At 47.8% G+C, this 20,938-nt stretch carries 21 protein-coding genes; 16 read left to right on the top strand and 5 right to left on the bottom strand.

Features of this window, described 5'->3' with window-relative positions:
- Window positions 1-109: 109 nt before the first annotated feature.
- From QNJ26_15580 to QNJ26_15570, 3 genes are all read left to right on the top strand, one after another.
- The gene (locus QNJ26_15580; protein MDJ0986960.1) at window positions 110-559 is read left to right on the top strand and encodes a Slp family lipoprotein; all 450 of its coding nucleotides are present in this window, start codon (window positions 110-112) and stop codon (window positions 557-559) included.
- A 164-nt stretch (window positions 560-723) separates the two neighbouring features.
- Window positions 724-897 carry a hypothetical protein gene (locus QNJ26_15575; GenBank protein MDJ0986959.1) on the top strand — a complete coding sequence of 58 codons (174 nt, stop codon included), beginning with the start codon at window positions 724-726 and terminating at the stop codon, window positions 895-897.
- 187 nt (window positions 898-1,084) lie between these two features.
- Window positions 1,085-1,498: a hypothetical protein gene (locus tag QNJ26_15570; GenBank protein ID MDJ0986958.1), complete on the top strand. Its 414-nt coding sequence runs from the start codon at window positions 1,085-1,087 to the stop codon at window positions 1,496-1,498.
- A gap of 293 nt (window positions 1,499-1,791) precedes the next feature.
- Here QNJ26_15570 and QNJ26_15565 read toward each other — a convergent pair whose 3' ends face one another.
- On the bottom strand, window positions 1,792-2,445 hold the full coding sequence (locus tag QNJ26_15565; protein ID MDJ0986957.1) for an ankyrin repeat domain-containing protein: 654 nt from the start codon (window positions 2,443-2,445) through the stop codon (window positions 1,792-1,794).
- Between the two features lie 457 nt (window positions 2,446-2,902).
- Complete coding sequence (locus QNJ26_15560) at window positions 2,903-4,285, bottom strand: 2-dehydropantoate 2-reductase (protein ID MDJ0986956.1); 1,383 nt, start codon at window positions 4,283-4,285, stop codon at window positions 2,903-2,905.
- 648 nt (window positions 4,286-4,933) lie between these two features.
- Here QNJ26_15560 and QNJ26_15555 point away from each other — a divergent pair.
- The 3 genes from QNJ26_15555 to QNJ26_15545 all read left to right on the top strand — a co-directional run bounded on the left by QNJ26_15555 (window position 4,934) and on the right by QNJ26_15545 (window position 8,171).
- The gene (locus QNJ26_15555) at window positions 4,934-6,064 is read left to right on the top strand and encodes a hypothetical protein (protein MDJ0986955.1); all 1,131 of its coding nucleotides are present in this window, start codon (window positions 4,934-4,936) and stop codon (window positions 6,062-6,064) included.
- Between the two features lie 218 nt (window positions 6,065-6,282).
- Complete coding sequence (locus QNJ26_15550; GenBank protein ID MDJ0986954.1) at window positions 6,283-7,668, top strand: FAD-containing oxidoreductase; 1,386 nt, start codon at window positions 6,283-6,285, stop codon at window positions 7,666-7,668.
- A gap of 14 nt (window positions 7,669-7,682) precedes the next feature.
- Window positions 7,683-8,171: a PA2779 family protein gene (locus tag QNJ26_15545; protein MDJ0986953.1), complete on the top strand. Its 489-nt coding sequence runs from the start codon at window positions 7,683-7,685 to the stop codon at window positions 8,169-8,171.
- Window positions 8,172-8,298: 127 nt separating this feature from the next.
- Here QNJ26_15545 and QNJ26_15540 read toward each other — a convergent pair whose 3' ends face one another.
- From QNJ26_15540 to QNJ26_15530, 3 genes are all read right to left on the bottom strand, one after another.
- Entirely contained in the window at window positions 8,299-8,805 is a 507-nt protein-coding gene (locus QNJ26_15540; GenBank protein MDJ0986952.1) for a lactoylglutathione lyase family protein, read from the bottom strand.
- A 267-nt stretch (window positions 8,806-9,072) separates the two neighbouring features.
- Window positions 9,073-9,402, bottom strand: coding sequence for a hypothetical protein (locus QNJ26_15535; GenBank protein ID MDJ0986951.1), 330 nt, complete (start codon window positions 9,400-9,402; stop codon window positions 9,073-9,075).
- A 90-nt stretch (window positions 9,403-9,492) separates the two neighbouring features.
- Window positions 9,493-9,813, bottom strand: a complete 321-nt coding sequence (locus tag QNJ26_15530) for a hypothetical protein (GenBank protein ID MDJ0986950.1) — start codon at window positions 9,811-9,813, stop codon at window positions 9,493-9,495.
- A 516-nt stretch (window positions 9,814-10,329) separates the two neighbouring features.
- Here QNJ26_15530 and QNJ26_15525 point away from each other — a divergent pair.
- The 10 genes from QNJ26_15525 to QNJ26_15480 all read left to right on the top strand — a co-directional run bounded on the left by QNJ26_15525 (window position 10,330) and on the right by QNJ26_15480 (window position 20,889).
- Window positions 10,330-12,330, top strand: a complete 2,001-nt coding sequence (locus QNJ26_15525) for a caspase family protein (GenBank protein ID MDJ0986949.1) — start codon at window positions 10,330-10,332, stop codon at window positions 12,328-12,330.
- Window positions 12,331-12,646: 316 nt separating this feature from the next.
- Complete coding sequence (locus QNJ26_15520) at window positions 12,647-13,969, top strand: acyltransferase (GenBank protein ID MDJ0986948.1); 1,323 nt, start codon at window positions 12,647-12,649, stop codon at window positions 13,967-13,969.
- Between the two features lie 239 nt (window positions 13,970-14,208).
- Window positions 14,209-16,194 carry a putative DNA modification/repair radical SAM protein gene (locus QNJ26_15515; GenBank protein MDJ0986947.1) on the top strand — a complete coding sequence of 662 codons (1,986 nt, stop codon included), beginning with the start codon at window positions 14,209-14,211 and terminating at the stop codon, window positions 16,192-16,194.
- 183 nt (window positions 16,195-16,377) lie between these two features.
- Window positions 16,378-16,938: a cysteine hydrolase family protein gene (locus tag QNJ26_15510; protein ID MDJ0986946.1), complete on the top strand. Its 561-nt coding sequence runs from the start codon at window positions 16,378-16,380 to the stop codon at window positions 16,936-16,938.
- A 147-nt stretch (window positions 16,939-17,085) separates the two neighbouring features.
- Window positions 17,086-17,628, top strand: coding sequence for an HD domain-containing protein (locus QNJ26_15505; GenBank protein MDJ0986945.1), 543 nt, complete (start codon window positions 17,086-17,088; stop codon window positions 17,626-17,628).
- A gap of 214 nt (window positions 17,629-17,842) precedes the next feature.
- Window positions 17,843-18,031, top strand: a complete 189-nt coding sequence (locus QNJ26_15500) for a hypothetical protein (GenBank protein MDJ0986944.1) — start codon at window positions 17,843-17,845, stop codon at window positions 18,029-18,031.
- Window positions 18,032-18,203: 172 nt separating this feature from the next.
- Entirely contained in the window at window positions 18,204-18,968 is a 765-nt protein-coding gene (locus QNJ26_15495; GenBank protein ID MDJ0986943.1) for a TerB family tellurite resistance protein, read from the top strand.
- Between the two features lie 54 nt (window positions 18,969-19,022).
- Window positions 19,023-19,211, top strand: coding sequence for a hypothetical protein (locus QNJ26_15490; protein MDJ0986942.1), 189 nt, complete (start codon window positions 19,023-19,025; stop codon window positions 19,209-19,211).
- A gap of 4 nt (window positions 19,212-19,215) precedes the next feature.
- Window positions 19,216-19,980: a hypothetical protein gene (locus QNJ26_15485; GenBank protein ID MDJ0986941.1), complete on the top strand. Its 765-nt coding sequence runs from the start codon at window positions 19,216-19,218 to the stop codon at window positions 19,978-19,980.
- 51 nt (window positions 19,981-20,031) lie between these two features.
- The gene (locus QNJ26_15480) at window positions 20,032-20,889 is read left to right on the top strand and encodes an SDR family NAD(P)-dependent oxidoreductase (GenBank protein ID MDJ0986940.1); all 858 of its coding nucleotides are present in this window, start codon (window positions 20,032-20,034) and stop codon (window positions 20,887-20,889) included.
- The last annotated feature ends 49 nt before the right edge of the window (window positions 20,890-20,938 follow it).

The raw sequence follows: 20,938 nt of genomic DNA, 5'->3' as shown, positions 1-20,938 counted from the left end.
GATGGCCGGTAAAATAGGCGGAACTATCTTGACCCTCATAATTAAGGATCATGCACCTGTTTACAACATTATTTAGAGTATGATAATCGAATTAAATGGAGGTACAATAATGACAACATTAAAAGGTTTGCTAATAGGTATTTGTATCGTCATTTTTTTTATTTCCTGTGCCGGTAAATCGCAAGTACCGTTCAACACCATGGTAGCGGAGGCAGATAGCCGTGTTGGGGAACCTGTGACTTTGGGGGGATATATTTTATATTCCAAAGCAAGAGGGGAACAGACAGATATTACGATCCTGCAAACCCCGCTGGATTGGAATACGAAACCCCAGACCAGGGATAAATCTGAAGGCAGATTCTTTGCTTCTCACAACGACATATTCGATTCGAATGATTACAGCCCTGATGACCGAATCACCGTGACCGGAACCATAGCCGGTCTGACTGAAGAAACGGTCGAGCACTGCCCCAGCCCGTGCCTCAAAATCGAGAGCAGTGATATACGCATGTGGCGGGAACATGAATATTATCCGCCTATGATGGGAGGAGGCCCCTAACGCTAATTTGTCAGAAAATGAAAATTGTAGTCGGAACACGCTAAGCGGTTGATAATCCATAAGAAGAGTTTAAAAAACCATTTTCGGGCCTAAACATATAAAATGAACAGACGCCCCCTTTGTTAATAGGTCCGACTTTTTCGCTGGATAAATAGGGAGATAACATGGAAACGTACATTATTCTGATATTGGCTGTTGCCAATGTGTTTGGTGTTATTGGCACCTGGATAACTGATGCCAGGGGAAAGAATTTTGCCGTGGGGTACGCGGCAGGATTTATCCTTGGACCGATTGGCATACTGGTCCTTAAACACTTTTTCCTCACAAAGAAAGCTTAGCATCTGTCTAGAAAGACAGTATGCCCTTTGTAAAAGTGGGGGACGCCCATAAAATTATAAGTTTCTAGCTGGCGTAAACAAAAAATTGTACGCTCATGGCTGAATATTAAAAATGGGGTCGCCCGTTAAAGGATCTGTCAAACTTAAACACACCATACCGGGCAGCCTTTCTATAAGAGAGGATTTGATGGAAAAAAGGAAGTGGACGTTTTTCTTCTGGCCTCCTGCTACTGACCCAAATTATAGAAAAATCATGATTCGAATGGGCAGTTTTATGTCCTTTTTTTTGGCAGCAATATGGGGAGTAGCACTTATTGGTGTTATCGCGAGCGCTATTTTTACAAAAGATTCCCTGTCGGTCGGTATTTTCTGGAATGCGCTAATTCATTTTACGGCCGCAGGCCTGATTGGCTGGGGGATCGTCAAAAAATTCAAGGCTGCTCCTGTTGCGGGATTGATAGTATCTGTTATCGCGCTAATTGAGAACCTGGTAAGCAATGGTTTCATACATATAGACACAGTTCTATACTTGAGTATGGCCTGGATGTTCCTTCTATCTGCCCGCGGGATTTTTGAACATCACAAGATTACGTCTGATTAGGATCTTTGAAAGAAAAAGTAGGGGGACGCCCATTATATTGGTTAAAAAGTAAATCCATGACTGAGTGCTGAGGATCCGGCGTCGTTTTGTCAAACTTCCGTCTTCGCATTTACATGCTGCGCCGTGACAAGGCGCCGCGGCAAGTAGGGTTTCATTTCCAAGCCTATAGTAGGTCCGCGCGGGTTTGGATCTAATGGGGTTGGGCCTAAATGCATAAATAGATCGGTCGGTCCTCTTTTCCTTTTTAATTAGCCTGCCTACTAATATAATTGCCATTACTCCGCTTCATATTTTTACTGTGCACCTTGCTTCATGAGCAGTTCCAGAACATCTTTTTCTTTATTGATATTCGCCAAATCCAAAGGAGTTGTGCCATACTCGGTAACCGCGTTCACATCTGCACCTTTTAAGATAAGCAGTTCCGCTACATCAGTATGTTTATTTATAATTGCCAAATGAAGAGGAGCCGCTCTATATTCATCGAGTGCATTTACATTGCCGCCTTTTAAGATAAGAATTTCCGCCACATCCTTGTAGCCAAGTTTTGCTGCCCTGTGCAAAGGGGTTTTTCCGTCTTTATCGACCGCATCTATATTAGCGCCATTTAAAATGAGCGTTTCCACCACATCCTTGTGCCCACTGTCTGTAGCCCAATGTATAGGATAAGTCATAGATTTTGTGCAGGCATTTACATCAGCACCCTTTGAGATAAGCAGTTGCACTACCTCCTTATGTCCTCTATCGGCAGCAAAATGCAGCGGGGTTACACCACCTGGGGCAGTCATATTTACATCGGCGCCTTCTGCAATCAAAAGATTTACTTTTTCAAGGTCCCCTCTTATTGCACAGTCGCATAGGGATTCTGCTGCAGCGTATCCGCCCAAGACAAAAACGATTGCACATACGCATAAGAGGGTATGTTCCCATCGTTTCCTTGATTTAAACATGATACACCTCCCTTTATTGGTTTAGTGTTGAAGCTAACCCAAACGCATCAATTAGCAGGCAGGCTAATATAAAGTGGGTCTTCCAGCTTGTTTTCACCTAATTTTCAAATTTTAATCTGAAAAAATTCCGTTTACTCGCGCAGGAAATGTAAACTAGAAGTGAGGTGTCGCTGCACAGCGAAGGGATAATAGAGAGTATTGAAAATGAAATTGAATTTACGGCGTCAAACTGAGCTTAAAGAAGCGTATATTTGGCTACCAAATACCGGAAAACTGACATTCGTGTCAAGAATAATCGATAAATGCTGCAAATGGGGTCGGGCCGCGGTAAGTACTGGTTTATTTGTAAGAACCGCTAAAAACGGGGTTGTTTTTAGCGCTTCTAAAAGATGGGCGCATCTGCGCTTGCTGTCCGCTTTTTTAAACCATCAGAAATTTTTTCTGCCGGTTCTCAAATCTATTTTTTTCGTAAAAAAACCATCTCAGATACTTTTGCGACGGTTTGCTCGTCCTGTGTGAGTTCCACCTGCACGCGGGCAATCCGTCCCTGGGTATCGATTACGCGCGCAGAAGCGATGACATCTTTTGCGGGATCCGCTGCTTTCAAAAACTGAACATCACAATTCAAGGGCAATCCAACATGTCCCAGGGAATTGGCGGCAGCTGCCATGGTTTGCTCAGCCAAGGTAAACAGGGCGCCCGTATGGGTATACCCCAAAAAATTGGGCAATTGATTGGTGCCCGGCAAACGGGCTGAGGCGCGACCGGCTTCAAACTCCGTAAACTGGATGGAAAGGGCGCGGGTTAAAGGGGAGGCTTCAAGGGCCTTGCGCAATGCTTCCAGATCTTCTTTTTTAATGGCATCGCGAACGGCTTTGGATTCTTTGCTTGATTCAGCTACCTGGCGTTTCTGGCGGTTTCGCTCTTCTACACCGCGGGTCAACCAGGAAACCGCCTCATTGTAGGGTGTCGGGATGTTGTATCGCCGGCCTTCGGATACGATGACTTCATTTAAGTTGCCAATCTCGGTGGGGCGACCGGCTTCAACATCCTGCAGCATGGAGACGCGGTTGTCCTTGGTAGAGCCAAAGGCCTTTAAGGAAAAATCAAGGGGATCGTCGAGCTCGGGTAGATCGATGCCTTTGGCGCGTGCCACCTGGCCCAGCTCGAGCGAGAGGGCTTCGATGATACTAACCGACGGCTCATGCTTTACAGCGACCCCGCCGGTCAGACCGGTCAGGGCGGCCACCACATTGGTTGAGACATTGGCAATGAGTTTCTTCCAGATGACGCTGTTGATGTCGCTTGTGGCATGCACGTCCAGACCCACCGACTGGAACTGCTCAACCATATTCTCAAATCCCGGACGGGATACCCCGTCATAAGGGCCGATCACCAGTAAAGGGCCGAGGCCCCCTACGTAGCGAACTTCATTCATGCTCACCGGCATCCCCGAATGGGCCGTGATACCGCCCACCACCCGTTCCGATCCGACGCTTTCGGCAATGGCCTCTAAATTCCCAAGGCCGTTTTGAACCGAAAGAACGATCGTGTCATCCCTTATCATTGGCCTGGCGCTCTTGATGGCCGATCCGGTATGGTAGCCTTTAACGGCTATCATGACCACGTCTTTATCTCCAACTTCGTCTACGTTGGAGGTAATGTCGATTCGCGAATGGGTTCGCTTGCCGTCAGGCCACTGAAGCCATAATCCCTCCTTATCGATAAGACGGACACGCTCTTCCAGCACCTCGATCAGCGTCACCTTGAACCCTTTTTCCAAAAAAAGACCGCCGAAGATCGATCCCAATACACCTGCGCCGACGATTGCTATTTCCATGGATAATCACCCAGCCAAGTTTTAAGGTTAACAGAGGAACTACAGTGTAGCAGACATCGGAAAATAATAAAGGGCAAAAATGAAAGCAGGGGGACGCCCATCGTATTGGTTGATCAGTTAAATTAGTAAAAAACTAGCAATCATAGTGGAGACGTCAATTGCCGCATCTTCATCGCTTGCAGCAGCTTGGACAAAATTCCAAAAATTCTGGGTGTTTGACGCTCTCCGTCCCAACTCCAATCCTGCAAAACCCCTTGACATTAAAACAGATTTTAGGATACTTAAATTTTGTTTAAATAATGCGCTAACCCCCATAATGAGGTAGGCATAGTAAAAAATAGGCGCAAGGCGTCAGGCTCAAGGCTTAACGGTTAAGGTATTTTATCTAAATTCATAACCCGAATCAAAGAAGCCGCTAAATGACACGGAAACAGTAGCCCTGCTTCTCTAATTGAGAGGCGGGGTTTATCATTTTTAAATCAAGACTAGCCTTATTAAAAGATCATCGTTAATCTATCATTAAATGAAAAATAAGCTCGGACGACGATAGCTATCACATAATGCAAGATAAGAGTTAAAAAATAGGCCAAAAATAATGGAAGAAATTTATGATGTTGTGGGCATCCCTTGGCGCAAAAGGAGGACCAGATGAAACAAGTGCTCATTCGGCTGGCAAGCGTTTTGGCAGTAATCATTATCCTGACCTTGCCTTGTCAGGCAGGTTCAGCATCCTCTTTTTTTAAAAAAGGAAAACAAGCCAAAGTTTTGACTGCTGAGAAAAGAAAGTCGATCTTCAAAATTGACGAAGAGGCGCTGGCTATCCGCAGTATTAAATTCGAACTGGCATATTTAAACAATCAATTGCGAGACCCGTCAGCGCTGGTTACAAAACTATCTTTGACAGCCCCCGATGCAGACCCTAAAAAGGTTTTGAAAGTTTTCAGACAACGAAAAGAAAAGCTAACCAAGCAGCTTCTTGAGCATGCAAAAAAAATAGCCAGTGGACAGAAAGCAAAAGGTAATATTCCATCCCCCTTAGCACGACCCTTTCCGCCGCCGCCTCCAGGAAAAACCCCGTACCCGATGGCCTCAGGTTCAATTGAAGATGCGATGAAAGAACTTGGGTGGTCTACCCAGCAGGGAAAATCCGAATTTTCAAGTCCATGTGAGATCCGTAAAGGATGGCTCACCCATCCGGAGCAGTTTTCTATTGGAGAATGGAAGGGCGCATGCGAGAGCTCATCGTCATGTGAAGGGGGGATGTCCTATCAAATGAATCAGGCAACGTTGCCCTTTTACGGTAAAATGACAAATGATGAGGATGAAAACGCCTATTATTATTTTTTTGCCGAATTAGGCTACAAGTTTCCGGCCCCTCTCTGTGACTCCTGGCTAACCTGGGAATTTGAGCTGGGAGCCGGTGCAGGAATGTCATCTGATGCAGGCAGCAGTGTGGTTTATCTTGATTGTCTCACATTGGAAATGGAGGACATTCACGTTGAGGGGCCAACCCAAACCATTTCTCCTTCGATACTGGGGGGAAGCGTACTTGAGGTAAGTGAGAATGCTGTCTGGGAAAGTATTGCACCAATGACCTTTACGGGGCGCATCAATGTGAAACAGAGAAAAGAAAGTGGTCTGATAGTCGGCCTTTTTGTTTTGATGATGGCCAATTCAGGTGAAACCATAACGACCGGGCAATATCAAATTTTCAATATGTTTGACGATTTCCACACCGGTGTACGCTATCGATTTGAGCCACATGAAAAGCCAATGTGATTGGGGGGCACCGCCTGCTGTACCCCATCGCCACAACCGTTTTAAGAAAATTTGCACAAACCCTGGAGTAGAGTAACTACCGCATCACACTTAAAATCTGGCATAAATTGCGATTATCCCCTCAATGGGCAAATAGATTTCATGCGCATTGATTGACAGCTTGCCGGGCCTGCCGTAATTTTTCAATGACAGCAATTAAATATGGAGGAATACGACCCATGAAAAAATTTGATGCCATTATCATTGGCACCGGTCAGGCGGGGCCGTCGCTGTCGGCAAGATTGGCCGGCGCAGGAATGAAGGTCGCAATTATCGAGCGGAAATTGTTCGGGGGTACGTGTGTTAACACCGGGTGTATTCCCACCAAAACGATGGTGGCCAGCGCCCGTGCTGCATACATGGCCAGACGTGCGGCTGATTTCGGCGTGATGATCGACGGCAGCGTTACGGTGGACATGAAAAAGGTCAAAGCACGCAAAGATGACGTGGCGGGCCGTTCCAATCATGAAGTGCCGGAATGGATGAAAAAGATATCCAACCTGACCGTCTTCAAAGGGCATGCCCGATTTGAAGGTCCCCGGAAGGTGAGCATCGGCAATGAGGTCCTGGAAGCAGGCAAGATATTTATCAATGTCGGTGGCCGGGCATTTGTGCCGCCCATGCCGGGGCTTGATCAGATCGATTATTTAACCAATTCCGGCATGATGCAGATCGACTATCTGCCGGAGCATCTGGTCATTATTGGCGGCAGCTATATTGGCCTTGAGTTTGCCCAGATGTACCGGCGGTTCGGCAGTCTGGTGACGGTTATTGAAATGGGATCCCGCCTGATTGCGCGCGATGATGAAGATGTATCTGAAGCGGTTAAAGACATTTTGCAAAACGAGGGGATCGACATTCGACTCGATGCCGAATGTATTGCCGTTGAAAAAAAGGGCGATGGTGTGCAGGTTAAGCTCGATTGCGAAAAGGGCGCTAAGGCCGTCAACGGCTCTCACCTGCTCCTGGCGGTCGGGCGCACACCCAACACCGATGATCTGGGCTTAGATAAAGCCGGAGTTGATACGGATGAACGCGGCTACGTCCAGGTGGATGACCAACTGCGCACCAATATGCCCGGCATATGGGCGCTGGGCGACTGCAATGGCAAGGGCGCGTTTACCCATACATCCTATAACGATTACGAGATCGTTGCCGCCAATTTATTGGATGATGACCCCCGTCGGGTCAGCGATCGCATTCTTTGCTACGGTTTATACATCGATCCGCCGCTGGGGCGCGCCGGAATGACAGAGGCGCAGGTAAAACAATCGGGGCGCAAGGCGCTGATTGGCAAAAGAGCCATGAAAAACATTGGCCGCGCCATTGAAAAAGGCGAAACCCAGGGGTTTATGAAAATTTTGGTGGATGCAGACAGCAAAGAGATTTTGGGTGCGGCCATTTTAGGCGTTGGCGGTGATGAGGCCATCCATTCTATTTTGGATGTCATGTATGCGAAACAACCTTACACGGTGATCCAACGCGCCATGCATATCCATCCCACCGTGTCAGAGCTGATACCGACCATGCTCGCAGAGCTGAAGCCATTGAAAGCTAATTCATAAAAAGGCGGGAAAACATGCAAAAATTATTTCGCTGCAGAAAATTGATGGGTTTATCCGTGTTGATTTCAACATGCTTACTATACTTTCCGGTATCCCCTTCCCGGGCCGCTATGATAACCACTGAATACGTTATTCATCATGAATCCAGTAAACACTCTGACCGCACGCAAATAAAAGCGTTTTTAGGAAAAGCGGATGTGATTGCCCAGATACAGGCCAATGGAATCAGTCACAAGGAAGCTCTGGCGCGGGTCGATAGCCTGACAGATAGCGAAATTGACGCGCTAGCCGGCCAGATGGATCAGATCCCGGCCGGAGCAGGAGGCAATGGATCGGGCGGCATGCTGTCTTTACTGGGCCTGGCCCTTTATGCCATTATCGCTGCTATTGTGTTATATTTTGCGTTTCGCGGTGATAAGGAAGAAAAACCGCATAAGGCTTCAGAGGCCAATTATAAAGTCATCAATGGGCTCGAATCACGCCACGAAGCTGACAATTTTTAAGAAAATGCAAAAAGTAGTCAACCACACGAAAGCGCATAATTTAATTGACCTACCCCGACTTTAGAGTTGCCGGCATATCCTAAAAGCCGTTTGAATGAATCCATCCCTGAAACATCTGGGTGGCGGTTTAGGCCTTAACTTCCTGATAAGCGCCAGCCGAATAGGTCAATTCATAGCTATGGCTGTATAGTTCGAGGATATTACCGAAGGGGTCTTCACAATATACCATTCGATATGGTTTCTCACCGGGGTAATACTCTCGAACCGGCATGCGCTGCTTGCCGCCATGTTCAACAATCTTTTCAGCAAGGCTTTCGATGTCAGGATCCTGAATACAGAAGTGAAAAATACCGGTTTTCCAATACTCAAAATTGTTTTTAGGATCCTCGGCGTTACGAAATTCAAAAATCTCAAGACCGATCTTGTCGCCCGTCGATAGGTGGGCGATTTTAAAACTTCCCCATCCTTTACCGAAAACATCGTTGCACATAATACCGATGGCACTGTCGTCTTCGGTAATTTCCGTTGGCGGCATTATTACATAGAAGCCGAATACTTCGGTATAAAATTTTACCGCTTTTTCAAGGTCGGTAACGGACAGGCCGATATGCGAAAAGGTTCTTGGAAATATCATGATTACCTCCTACTGTTATTTGGGGACTATTTTTCATGTAAAACTGGCAACTGTTCAATATAGTGCTAAATTGCAAGGCTTCAAGCGTGAATAGGAGGCGTATCTTGTTAAGGAAGACAAAGGCCTGAATGGTTCCTGTCCGTGCATTATCGTGCTTCCGTCCCCGCTCTGTCCAGCTCCGCCGTAACAAAATGCCGCGGCAAGCAGGGTTTTATTCCCAGTACGCATCAGTCGCCGCATTTAGATGCATACACATCTTTTATTGTTTTACTCTGCCAGGATTTCATCGAGCAATTCATTGACGCAAGTAATATACCGGTTCCATGTCGGCGCAAGCTCCTGATCTCTGTGTAGGCAATCGCAAAGATCGTTACAGATTTTTAATTTGCCGATCTGCCCTTCATATTCAACAACGCAATTTGTTCTGCATTGATTTCTACCCAAAGCAGCTGCACTAAGATCAGCCAGCGATTGATCATAAATGGGGGCAAAGTCTTCCGGCAGATTTCTAACGTCGGGGATGGGCTGATTTGCCACACAACCTGCTATGAGCATCAAGGACATTACGATACACAATGCATAAACGTTCTTCATCATGGGCCTCCTTTCGCGTGAGGTTTTACCGCAGCTGTGCCCGTTTACGTAAATGAAAATTATTGCGTTTGCTGTAGATAAAAATTTTTAAGATTATGTTTTTTTTGATTTCCGAGTTTTTTTTGCCTGTTCCTTTAAGGTAGGATCAGTTTCATCTTCTAATACAGCGGCGCAATCACTCCAGGCAGAATCGCAATCGCGTATACAGCCAATGCCGTCAAAATTTCCGTCGTCGATAAATTTGTCATCACATTTATCAATACAAAGAGTTTGCAAATCGTCACAGCATCCCCCTACATTATCCGGGTCCTTTTTTTTGCAGTGGTTATGCCAGGAAACTCCACTCGGCGCTCTTTGATTTTCTTGACCAACCCGCTCATCTACCGATCCATCTCCATAAATATTTATGATCATCTTTGCCTCCTATTAATCATTTAGGTTTTCATTCAAATAAAAAGCCCATACCATAGAAACGGCATGGGCTTTTGCAAGCGAGTCTTTGAACCACCATGAGAATCGCGTTGAAATATTATTGTGTGGGTATAGCACTTCGTTGAGTACGTCATTTTGCTTAGACCTCCTTTCAAGAAATCCAAGGCGGAGCTCAACGAATCATTATTTGAACTATGGGTCTGCGCGGTTTAGCAGCGCCTCAAAACGAAACTTTACGGTTGCGCAATGATAAGCTCTGGTATCACCTGCTTTCTATATATGTAGATTTATAGTTAAAAAATACTATGGCACAACGTGGCAGCTGTCAAGCTGCCGAAGAGATGGTTTAGCCGGTAAGGTTAAAAAAAGATTTAAGGGCTCAGATCGGCCCTATTATGTCTGTTTGTATATCTTTTATTGACATAAACATATCCAGTTTGATTTATTATATTTTCAGTCAGCTACCGACTATAATCTCCAGAAAAAAGAGCCTCAAACATGCCAAAGCGCCTCCCATTTCTCTGCGTCTTTTGCCTTTATGCATGTCTGTTTGCCATCGGATGTGCTTCAAAACCCGTTCTGAAAAATTCTGAACCGTTGCCGGAAATCGTCAAAGAATACAAAACGGTAAATATATATGGCCACATTCCGGGCATGCAAAATACCGGCGTGCGTCTTGAAAAAGGCGATCTTTATTCAATGTTTGGGACCGGCAGTATAAATGTATGGCCAAGCAACCCCGATAAAAAACGGTATGTATATTCACCCGGTGCCAATACACTGGCCAGGGAGGGGAAAAACCACGCTGTTCTTCTGTCTTATATGGACTTTTCAGGTTATATTCTAAAGGCATTTTATCCCGGGTATTTATACCTGGGCCTAACTGATGGGGGACATGACCGATACGGCAACGCCAAGCAAAAAGTTTATTTTATAGATAATTTGGGTTCGTTTAAAATCGATATCATCGTCTGGCAGCGGGATGACTTTGAAAAGATAGCTGATTTTTATGAATCATTGTACAAGCAGAATCCGAATAATCCACAAATTAAACTGGCCTCGGATCTCGCAAACAAGCGCCGAGCCGTGTACGTTGCTGAGAAAAAAGCAACCGAAGAATTGGTTAAAGTTGAAAAGCAAATAGAAGAAATAAAAAAGAAGGCTGAATCGCAAAAAGCTGAGCAGACCAAAAGTATTCCGGAAGAGAAAATTATTGCGCCTGATGCACCCGTAAAGCTAAGCGCGTCTGAACAGGAAGAGGTCAATTACCTTGAAAATAAGCTTGCTCAGCTGACGGCAACTTTAGCCCAGCTGGAAGAAATGAAATTGAAGTTTGAGGAGGAGAGAAAAAAGAGCGATCTTCTGGCCAAACAGCTTGAAGAAAAACAGGAAATACTCACAAAGCTGGAAGAAAGCTCGAAAACCCCGCCTGTTATCGTCGTGGCCACACCCAAAGATGGCATCACCACAGAGGCCCCCTTTATCAATCTTACAGGGGTAGCCATCGATGATCTGGGATTAAAAGAGCTGAACGTTTATGTAAATAATCGACTTATCGAAGATCCGGATGTCCGCGGATTGAAAATACAGGAAAGAGCGTATCCAAAAAGATTTGAATTCACCAGCCGTATTCCCCTTGATAAAGGCGCAAACCGGATTAAACTACATGCAATTGATGCTGATGGCCTTTTGACCGAGCGTGAACTGACGGTCACTAAAATTCAAATGCATCGGAATTTTTGGGCGGTTGTCATCGGTATTAACAGCTACCCTCAAATTCGACAGCTAAACTACGCTGACAACGATGCCAAAGCGTTCTATCAATACTTGATCGATTTTAATAAAATACCTCCGGAAAATGTTATTCTGCTGCTGAATGAAGATGCAAGGCTAACGAAGATAAGAAGCAGTCTGGGCACACATTTAAAGAACAAGGCTGGCAAAGAGGACATGGTAATTATCTATTTTGCCGGGCACGGGGCGACGGAAAAAGATGTCAGTAGCCCGGACGGTGATGGACTGGAAAAATACCTTCTGCCCTATGATGTGGATCCAAAAGACCTGTACGCCACAGCATTGCCGATGGCAGAAATTTCACGTATTTTCAAAAGGATCCAATCAGAGCGGCTCATTTTTATCGCCGACTCATGCTACAGTGGCGCCAGTGGAGGGCGCTCGATTAGCCTGAATGATATAAGATCAAACTTATCGGATGGCTTTTTGGATCGAATTGCAAGAGGTAAGGGCAAGATCATATTGACGGCCAGCGGTGCCAATGAGGTCAGTGCTGAAAAACCAAACCTTAAGCATGGCGTGTTTACATATTTTTTGTTGGAAGGTCTAAAAGGAAAAGCCGACACCGATCAGGATGGTTTAATTACGGTTGATGAGGCTTATCGATATGTATCGGAGCATGTCCCTGATGCCACAGATCAACAACAACACCCGGTAAAGAAAGGTGCTGTGGAAGGCCAACTCATTCTAGGTATCATCGAATAACAAATCAGGTAAAAGCAAGGGGACGCCCATAAAATTATAAGTTTCTTCATGCTTCCAATCTCTCCTATTCAATTTCAATTGCTTTACATCCTTAAGTTTTATTATAAAATACCGATACATAAACAATTCCGAGGTTATATACGTGTACCTTCTGATCCCAATTTTATAGAAATTAAAAATGGGGGCCGACTCTGATAAGCATTTTATAAGACCTAACAAGAGCTAAGCCAAAAGACAAAAATAAAACTAGAAACTTATAATTTTATGGGCGTCCCCCTAGTCGTCCCCCTAGTCATGCAAGTTAGGAGTTTTGCGTATGGGCATATGGTCACAGGCCAGGTCGCTGGCGGAGAAAACACCGGATGAGCGAAATAAATATGTTGATTTTCTGCGTGCGGTGTCGATTCTGTTCGTCATTACCGGCCATTGGCTGATCGCGACCGCATATGTCCAGAACGGTGCGCTGACTTACGGCGATTTACTGGATATCCAGCCGACAACCCGCTGGCTGACCTGGCTGTTTCAGGTCATGCCCATCTTTTTTATCGTTGGTGGTTATGCCAATGCCATTTCTTTGGACAGCGCGCGCCGCAGGGCAGTGGGCTATGCCGGCTGGCTGGCGGCGCGCCTGCATCGGCTGGTGACACCGGTGCTGTTGCTGCTGCTGGCCTGGGCGGGGATTGCGCTGGTGATGCATTTTGTGGGTGTCGGTCGCCAAATGATTCAGTTTTCCTCTCAGGCGGCATTGATCCCGATCTGGTTTCTGGCTATCTACATTATGGTCGTTATCCTGGCGCCCCTGACGCGCGGTGCCTGGCACCGCTGGGGCTTTTTATCATTCTGGGCCCTTGCGGCTGTTGCCGCACTGGTCGATCTGGCATTTTTTACCACCCGCCTGCAGTGGCTGGGATGGAGCAATTATTTCTGGATTTGGCTGGCCGTGCATCAGCTCGGCTATGCCTGGTACGATGGCCGTTTCAGCGGACCGAAGCAACTGCTGGTGTTATCGCTTCTGGGGCTGACCGCACTGGTGCTGATGATCTTTTTGGGGCCGTATCCGCTGGCGATGGCCGGCTCCCCGGGTGATGGTGTCAGCAATACTCTACCGCCCAAAGTGCCCTTGCTGGCCCTGGGGATCTTCCAGTTCGGATTGCTGCTGTCCATTGAAAAACCGATGCGGCGCCTGCTGCAGCGGGTTAACCTCTGGACGGCCACCGTTCTGGTCAACAGTATGATCATGACGATTTATTTATGGCATGTGACCGTGCTGTTCATTGTGGTAGGTCTGGCTTATCTGGCCGGCGGCATTGGGCTGACACTCGAGCCGGGCACTGCCGGCTGGTGGCTCCTGCAGCCCGTCTGGATGCTGGTATTGTATGTCTTTTTACTGCCCGTAGCGCTTGTGTTCGCGCCGGTCGAGCGGCGATCCCTGCCGGCCGGCAGAACGACGCAAACTGCCGAACAGCAGATCAGCGGCGCCGTCTTGCTTTGTCTGGGCATCGCCCTTCTCGCACTTTACGGTTATGGCGGCGGGCCGTGGCGCGGATTCGATCTTATGGCATTTGTGCTGATACTGGCAGGTGCGGGTGTCAGCGGTTTGCTGCCGCGACCCGGCAGAAAAAAGCCCTCGCAAGCATGATAAGCACTTGGTTATAGAAATACGCCCATCAAATTAGGTGAATCGTAAAACCCTGATCGCCAGTGACTGCCTTGAGAAAATTTGCATAATTTTTAGTGCCTGATACATTCATATTCAAAGCCGCTCCTCTCAACACCCCTTTCTTTCGCATCAGGCCCCTGCCGCACCCCTCAGCTTGCAGACTCCAGCAAAATGAATTATATTCCTATCTTTTCCTAACGACCTGCAAGGGACTTGTCATGCGCATCGAAGATAAGCTGGCCATCCTGGCGGATGCTGCTAAATATGACGTTTCATGTGCATCCAGTGGCAGCCGCAGGAAAAATTCGGGTCGCGGGCTGGGCAATGCGGCGCCCTCCGGCATCTGCCATACCTACACCGAGGACGGTCGCTGCGTTTCCCTGCTAAAAATACTGTTTACCAACTTTTGTATCTACGACTGCGCTTATTGTGTCAACCGGCTTGGAAACGATATTCCCCGCGCAGCTTTTTCAACGCGTGAAGTGGTTGCACTCACCATGGATTTTTATCGGCGCAACTACATCGAAGGCCTTTTTCTAAGCTCAGGCATCATGCGAAGTTCAAATGAAACTATGGAGCGGTTGGTTCGAACGGTGCAGACGCTTCGCCAGCAGGGATTCAACGGATACATCCATTTAAAATGCGTTCCCCACGCAGATCAGCGCCTGATTCGGCAGGCTGGGCTGTTCGCCGACCGCTTGAGTGTCAATATTGAGCTGCCCTCTGAAAAAAGCCTGAAACTGCTAACCCAAAAAAAGACCTATGACTCTGTCCTGGAGCCGATGGGCGTCATCCGCGAAACCATTGCTGAGGTGCGTCATGATCGCAAGCGGTTGCGACACGTGCCGCATTATGCGCCGGCCGGCCAAAGCACCCAGCTGATCATCGGTGCCAGCCCGGAATCCGATCACAAGATTCTGTCACTGGCCAACCAGCTGTATCATGATCAGGCGCTTAAGCGCGTCTATTACTCCGCCTACGTACCGGTGGGTGAGCCCGGGATGCAACTGCCAGACCTCAGCGAACCTCCATTGCAGCGTGAAAACCGCCTCTATCAAGCCGATTGGCTAATGCGATTGTACGGATTTGGTATCGATGATGTGATCAGCAACGAAGACCCTTATCTTGACCTGAAGATCGATCCAAAGCAGAGCTTTGCACTGCGGAACCCGTCATTGTTTCCGATCGACATCAATTCCGCCGATCAGCGGATGATTCTAAAGGTGCCGGGTATCGGGCTAACATCGGCCAAACGAATTGTGCGCCTGCGGCGCAAAGGGCGCATTCGGTTCGAGCACCTTAAGCAAATGGGGGTGGTTATCTCACGTGCTCAGCCATATATCCGATGTGATGGAATGCCTGGCACACAATGGAAAGGCACATTTTTAAAGGACCAATCTGCTAATTCTAAGCGCAAAGCAGCCGGCAGCACACCACCGGTCGGGCAATCGCGACTTGTTTTTGTAACTGACGGCTCTTTTGAGGGGCTTCTGACAGCGCTATTTGAGGTCTATGCTGCCAAGCAGCCGCCGGATGCCATTGAGACAGCCAATGGCCATCAAATGGGGCTTTTTGAAAGCCGGGTTTCGATCACTACGAATCTGGATAAGTCCGATCGCGTCTGGAAAGGCCTCAAATCGCATCTGGGTGTCAAACGACGCCGGATGCTGTTTGAAGCTTATCTGTCAAACAACCCCAAAGTGGAAACAGCCATATATCAATTTGTTTGGGATACCATACCTGGCCGCAAGGGCCGCAAAAATAAGGCACACCTAAACGCCCATATTCAAATCGAAAAACTTGCCCAGAAGGTGCGCCGCGAGGCACATCGGATGAAAGGATTTGTCCGATTTGAACAAACCGGTGAGGGTCAATATCTGGCCCTGATCGCTCCCCAGTTTGATGTTTTGCCGCTGGTGCGGCGGCATTTTGAAATGCGCTTTCGTGATCAGAGCTGGATCATTTACGACACGTCCAGAAACTACGGGCTGTGCTACGACCAGCAGCGGATGCGTGAGCTGCAATTTGATGCGGCCGAGGTGGAAGCGATTCGCCAAAACGAACCTGTCAGCGAACAGCTTTGTCAAAACCTGTGGCAACAATACTATGATGCTGTCAACATTCCGCAGCGCGACAACCCCAAGCTGCATTTGCGCCAGCTGCCGCGCCGCTACTGGCAATATCTTACCGAAAAGCAAACCTGATGCTTTTCCTAAGCGGGAAGGGTCCAATTTTGAACTGTGAATAGAAATATCCGCCTGCAGACAGGGTTGGTGTACTTTAATTATTGACATTTATGTCAAACTTATCCAGTCTTTAGAAAATTGAAACGGAATTGAAATAATATCCGAATCTTATGCCCGATGACAGCGGGATAGGAGAATACTATGGAACCTTTGGTCCTTACAAATGCGGCACTTTTGATCATCGATGTGCAGCAGGGCTTTGACGACCCCAAATGGGGACAAAGAAATAATCCTAATGCCGAAGCCAACATAGCGCAATTGATTCGTTTGTGGCGAAAAGACAAAAGACCGGTGATACATGTCCAGCATAGTTCCGTGGTGCCTGATTCACCGCTACAGCCTGATCTGCCCGGTTTTGAATTCAAGCCGGAAGCGACACCGGTTGAGGGTGAGCCGGTCTTCAGGAAAACCGTCAACAGTGCCTTTATCGGTACGAAACTCGAAACATATCTCAGGAGTAACGGGATAGAACATGTTGTGATTGTCGGCCTAACGACAGATCATTGCGTTTCAACAACAACTCGGATGGCCGGCAATCTTGGTTTTAAGGTATTACTGGTTTCAGATGCCACTGCGACCTTCGATCGAAAGGGTCCCGACGGCAAACTCTATCCTGCTGAAGATATCCATGCGGTTCACATCGCCAGCCTCAACGGTGAGTTTTGCAAAGTGATTACAACCGATTCAATTACTTCATCCTAAAAGCAGAAACAAACCAGTTGAAGCCGAATACAGAATCCGTGCTGTTTTTCGAATTTTTGTTGGTAAATTTGACCCTCATCATGACGCAGCATTAATCTGTTTCACTCAGTATGAGATCAAAACGAAGTTTCACCAATACCGGATGATATGAAAGATGCGCTTGTCAGAAAGGCGGCTGAGTTTGCCGCCCAAAAACATAAAGGCCAAATCCGCAAGGGTCGCAATGAATGCCCTTATATCGAGCACTTAAAATCGGTCGCCAGCGTGATTGCTGAAGTGGGCGGTATTGATGATCCCCACATACTGGCTGCCGCCTGGCTTCACGACACGCTCGAAGATACAGAAACCAGCCCAGAGGAGTTGGAGGCAGCTTTTGGCAAAAGGGTGCGCCGGCTGGTCGAAGAGGTCTCTGACGATAAATCCCTGCCGAAAGATGAAAGAAAGCAGCTGCAAATACGACACGCACCCGAGCTTTCGCCGGATGCTGTGCTTATCAAGCTCGGCGATAAGATATCCAATATCATTGACGTGACCCACACGCCCCCGCCCCAATGGACCCTGGAGCGTCGCCTTACATATCTAAATTGGGCCGCGACAGTGATCAATAAATGCCCCAAGGTCAATTCTGCTCTGGAACACTATTTTGCCGAGGTTCTTGGAGAAGGCCGCAGGGCACTGCGTGCAGATTAAACAGTCCTCCCGAAAGAAACGGGGCGCCCATAAAATTATACGATAATAGCCGAATATAACTTCGCGGAAGAAGGCGGCTTCGGTGTAAGATGGCCATTTCTATAAAGAATCAAGATGGGCCTGTTTTGATCGGATCTGAATCGGACATGGACTTGCGGATTAGTTTCAAACGCTGTATGACAGAAAATCATAAAATATCATAAGGAGGTTTCAGATGCCCTTCTGGCAGCGTTTGGTATTTACGTTAATCGTCATTGTGGTGGCCAGCTCTCTGGCGGGTTTGATCTGGCACAGAATGTTCGGCTTCAGCTTGCCCAGCTATGTCGGCGGTGTCATCGGCGGCCTGACAGCTGTGCCCTTTTGGGAGCTTTTGAAACGCATCAGTGCCAAGAAAAATGAATAAACGGGATCGATGCGCAATAAACATGCGGTATTGCCTTCTGCGGCAATAATACATCTAGAAACTTATAATTTTATGGGCGTCCCCCTAGTTGCTCACATTCTTGACCCCTCTTTGTTTTTCAGCTATCAATTTTGAAGTGAACACCGAATGGTTTTGCTAAAGGAGGATTTTTATGGGTTGGTTTGGAAAATTGGCTTTAGGATCATTGGGAATGTTGATCGGCGGGCCTATTGGCGCTATTGCCGGGGCAGCATTGGGGCATGTCCTGATTGATAAGCGGGTTGATTTGACCGGAGCGGATCCAAGGGCCATACCGCGACCGCAATTTGAGTATGCCGAGCAGACCCAGGCGACCTTTTTTATCAGCTTGTTTTCAATTTTGGGCAAGCTTTCCAAAATAGACGGGGTGGTCAGCAAAGAAGAAATTGCGGTTGTGCAGGATTTTATCAACAGCCTGCCGATTGACGAAACCGAAAAGCAATTTGCGCGTCAGGTTTTCAACGAAGCCAAAGACTCACCCTACCGCATCGAAGATTTTGCCAGCCAACTGTACCAGGCGGTCCAGAACCAACCCACACTGGTCTTGACCTATTTTGAGCTCCTGTTCCGGATCGTGGCGGCCGACGGCACCTATCATCCGGCTGAAGAAGCTGCTTTGAAACAAGTTAAAGTGATTTTTAACCTCAGCGACAAGCAATATGAGGATATCAAAGCGGTCTATTTCAATGATCTGGATAAGCACTACAAAATGCTCAACTGCTCACCTGAATCATCAAATGATGAAATCAAATCCAATTACAAAAAATTGGTCAAAGACTTTCATCCCGACGTCATTATCTCAAAAGGGCTTCCGGAGGAATTTATCGAATTTGCAGAAAAACGGTTCCGTGAAATCCAGGAAAGCTATGAAAAAATTGGGCAGGAACGAAACTTTTGATTTAAAGGAGTTGGGGCCACACTTTTATATACCTACGTAAAGAAAAAGCCATAAATGCCGACAAGGTGTAATAACTGTCAAAGGAAAATTAAGGCCGACGACGAGCACCATCATCAATCCAAGATATTGTGCGAAGAATGCTGGATGGCGGTGCGCGCAACGCGCCCGCGCAAAACCCACTGGCTGTATCTGAAGTCCATCAAAACCGATTATTTAATTTCGGCGAAAAAAGGGCATAAGTAGCGAAATGTGGATCACCATTGCGATTGTTGCGGCCACTGTTTTCCTTATTGGTTTCGTTCTGTTATCCGCCTTCGGGAGCTGGGGGCAACGCTGGGGCGCTACGCCCGAGGAGTTTGATATGCCGCTGCCCGGCGATGAATGGCTGGAAGGCGGGCCGCCGGTGCGCGTGCGCATGACAAGGGCCTTGTGGGTGGCGGCCCCACCGAAAGATGTCTGGCCCTGGCTGGTGCAGATGGGCCGCGGTGCGGGCTGGTACAGTTACGACCGTCTTGATAACGGCGGTCGTCTATCAGCCAGGCACCTGATTTCCTGGGTGCCCGAGCCCAAGCTGGGTGATGCAGGTCCCGTTGGCTATTTGCGTCACATCGAGTCGGGCCGGGAGTTGGGGTGGTGGCTCAAGGGCGGGCAGTTTTTCGGCGCTTACGTTCGAAACGTCATGTTTTACCGGGTGACCGGCGACGGAAACCGCACCCGCCTGCTGAGCAGGATGCAGGCTGATGCCCGCGGTTTTTTCGCCAAATGGGCCTGCTGGCTGTATCGAATCATCGACAGCATCATGGCGCGCCGGCAGCTGCTGGGCATCAAAAAGCGGGCTGAGCTATTCGGGACCCGCACTGCAGATCCGGAGCACCCTGAGACGGGCGCACGGGATCAATTCCAACTCTATCAGGCGATTTATGCCTCGGGGGAACAAGTCGGCGCTGCGAACCGGGAAGACGCCGCGATCTGGCATCAAGCGGCCATCGAAGACGGCGTGATCAAACCCTGATATGATAGATCGGGTGGACAGAAAGCTATAAACCCATAGGATGGATGCGGTATGAAAGAATTTAAAAATAAGGTTGTTGTTATTACGGGAGCCGCCAGCGGTATCGGGCTGGGTCTGGCAAAATTGAGTGTTGAAAAACAAATGAAGGTGGTTTTGGCCGATGTGGAGGCCGAGGCCCTGGAAAAAGCCGCATCCGAATTTACAACCGCCGGAGCGGATGTGACTGCTGTGGTCACCGATGTTGCCAAACTCGAGGATGTCAAAAACCTGGCGCAAAAAGTTGTCGATACTTATCAAAGCATAGACCTGCTAATCAACAACGCCGGTGTTGCTGCCGGCGCGGCGTTGTGGGAAAGCACATTAAATGATTGTGATTGGGTAATTGGTGTTAACATGTGGGGCGTGATCAACTGTATACGCGAATTTGTCCCCCTCATGCTCGAGCAGAATACCGCCGGTCATATCGTCAACACCTCATCGATAACAGGACTGACGACCTTTCATCCCTCGGCCCTTTATCAGCTGACCAAACATGGTATCGTGGCCATTTCAGAGCAGCTCTATCACGATCTGGCCATCAGGGGCGCCAAAATCACTGTGTCGGTGCTGTGCCCGGGATTTGTGGCCACGCAGATCATGGATGCCGAGCGTAATCGGCCCGAAGCATACCGAAATGATCCTTCCGCCAGCGAACCCAATTCGCGAATGGAAGAATTGGAAGTCATATTTCGGCATATGATCGAAAACGGGATGTCGCCTGCAGCTGTGGCGGAAAAGGTATTTGAGGCTATTGCCGAGGAAAAGTTTTTTATTTTCACGCATCCGGAATTGAAACCTCAGATTCAGTCGCGCATGGAGGACATTCTTAAAGAACGCAACCCGGTCCTTCCTCCCTTGGACCAGCCGTAATTTATTACCGCAGAGGCGCAGAGTTTGCAGAGATATTTTTAATTTTGCT

This window comes from Desulfobacterales bacterium, from assembly GCA_030066985.1.
In the GTDB taxonomy this organism is placed as follows: domain Bacteria; phylum Desulfobacterota; class Desulfobacteria; order Desulfobacterales; family JAHEIW01; genus JAHEIW01.
The sequence above is the reverse complement of the archived record's forward strand: the minus strand, read 5'-3'. Positions and strand labels throughout refer to the sequence as shown.

Coding starts and splice junctions, on each gene's coding strand:
- QNJ26_15565 (MDJ0986957.1), bottom strand. CDS start 2,445: ATGTTTAAATCAAGGAAACGATGGGAACATACCCTCTTATGCGTATGT.
- QNJ26_15490 (MDJ0986942.1), top strand. CDS start 19,023: ATGCCGACAAGGTGTAATAACTGTCAAAGGAAAATTAAGGCCGACGAC.
- QNJ26_15555 (MDJ0986955.1), top strand. CDS start 4,934: ATGAAACAAGTGCTCATTCGGCTGGCAAGCGTTTTGGCAGTAATCATT.
- QNJ26_15525 (MDJ0986949.1), top strand. CDS start 10,330: ATGCCAAAGCGCCTCCCATTTCTCTGCGTCTTTTGCCTTTATGCATGT.
- QNJ26_15495 (MDJ0986943.1), top strand. CDS start 18,204: ATGGGTTGGTTTGGAAAATTGGCTTTAGGATCATTGGGAATGTTGATC.
- QNJ26_15530 (MDJ0986950.1), bottom strand. CDS start 9,813: ATGATCATAAATATTTATGGAGATGGATCGGTAGATGAGCGGGTTGGT.
- QNJ26_15540 (MDJ0986952.1), bottom strand. CDS start 8,805: ATGATATTTCCAAGAACCTTTTCGCATATCGGCCTGTCCGTTACCGAC.
- QNJ26_15480 (MDJ0986940.1), top strand. CDS start 20,032: ATGAAAGAATTTAAAAATAAGGTTGTTGTTATTACGGGAGCCGCCAGC.
- QNJ26_15535 (MDJ0986951.1), bottom strand. CDS start 9,402: ATGATGAAGAACGTTTATGCATTGTGTATCGTAATGTCCTTGATGCTC.
- QNJ26_15485 (MDJ0986941.1), top strand. CDS start 19,216: ATGTGGATCACCATTGCGATTGTTGCGGCCACTGTTTTCCTTATTGGT.
- QNJ26_15515 (MDJ0986947.1), top strand. CDS start 14,209: ATGCGCATCGAAGATAAGCTGGCCATCCTGGCGGATGCTGCTAAATAT.
- QNJ26_15575 (MDJ0986959.1), top strand. CDS start 724: ATGGAAACGTACATTATTCTGATATTGGCTGTTGCCAATGTGTTTGGT.
- QNJ26_15560 (MDJ0986956.1), bottom strand. CDS start 4,285: ATGGAAATAGCAATCGTCGGCGCAGGTGTATTGGGATCGATCTTCGGC.
- QNJ26_15520 (MDJ0986948.1), top strand. CDS start 12,647: ATGGGCATATGGTCACAGGCCAGGTCGCTGGCGGAGAAAACACCGGAT.
- QNJ26_15550 (MDJ0986954.1), top strand. CDS start 6,283: ATGAAAAAATTTGATGCCATTATCATTGGCACCGGTCAGGCGGGGCCG.
- QNJ26_15510 (MDJ0986946.1), top strand. CDS start 16,378: ATGGAACCTTTGGTCCTTACAAATGCGGCACTTTTGATCATCGATGTG.
- QNJ26_15500 (MDJ0986944.1), top strand. CDS start 17,843: ATGCCCTTCTGGCAGCGTTTGGTATTTACGTTAATCGTCATTGTGGTG.
- QNJ26_15570 (MDJ0986958.1), top strand. CDS start 1,085: ATGGAAAAAAGGAAGTGGACGTTTTTCTTCTGGCCTCCTGCTACTGAC.
- QNJ26_15580 (MDJ0986960.1), top strand. CDS start 110: ATGACAACATTAAAAGGTTTGCTAATAGGTATTTGTATCGTCATTTTT.
- QNJ26_15505 (MDJ0986945.1), top strand. CDS start 17,086: ATGAAAGATGCGCTTGTCAGAAAGGCGGCTGAGTTTGCCGCCCAAAAA.
- QNJ26_15545 (MDJ0986953.1), top strand. CDS start 7,683: ATGCAAAAATTATTTCGCTGCAGAAAATTGATGGGTTTATCCGTGTTG.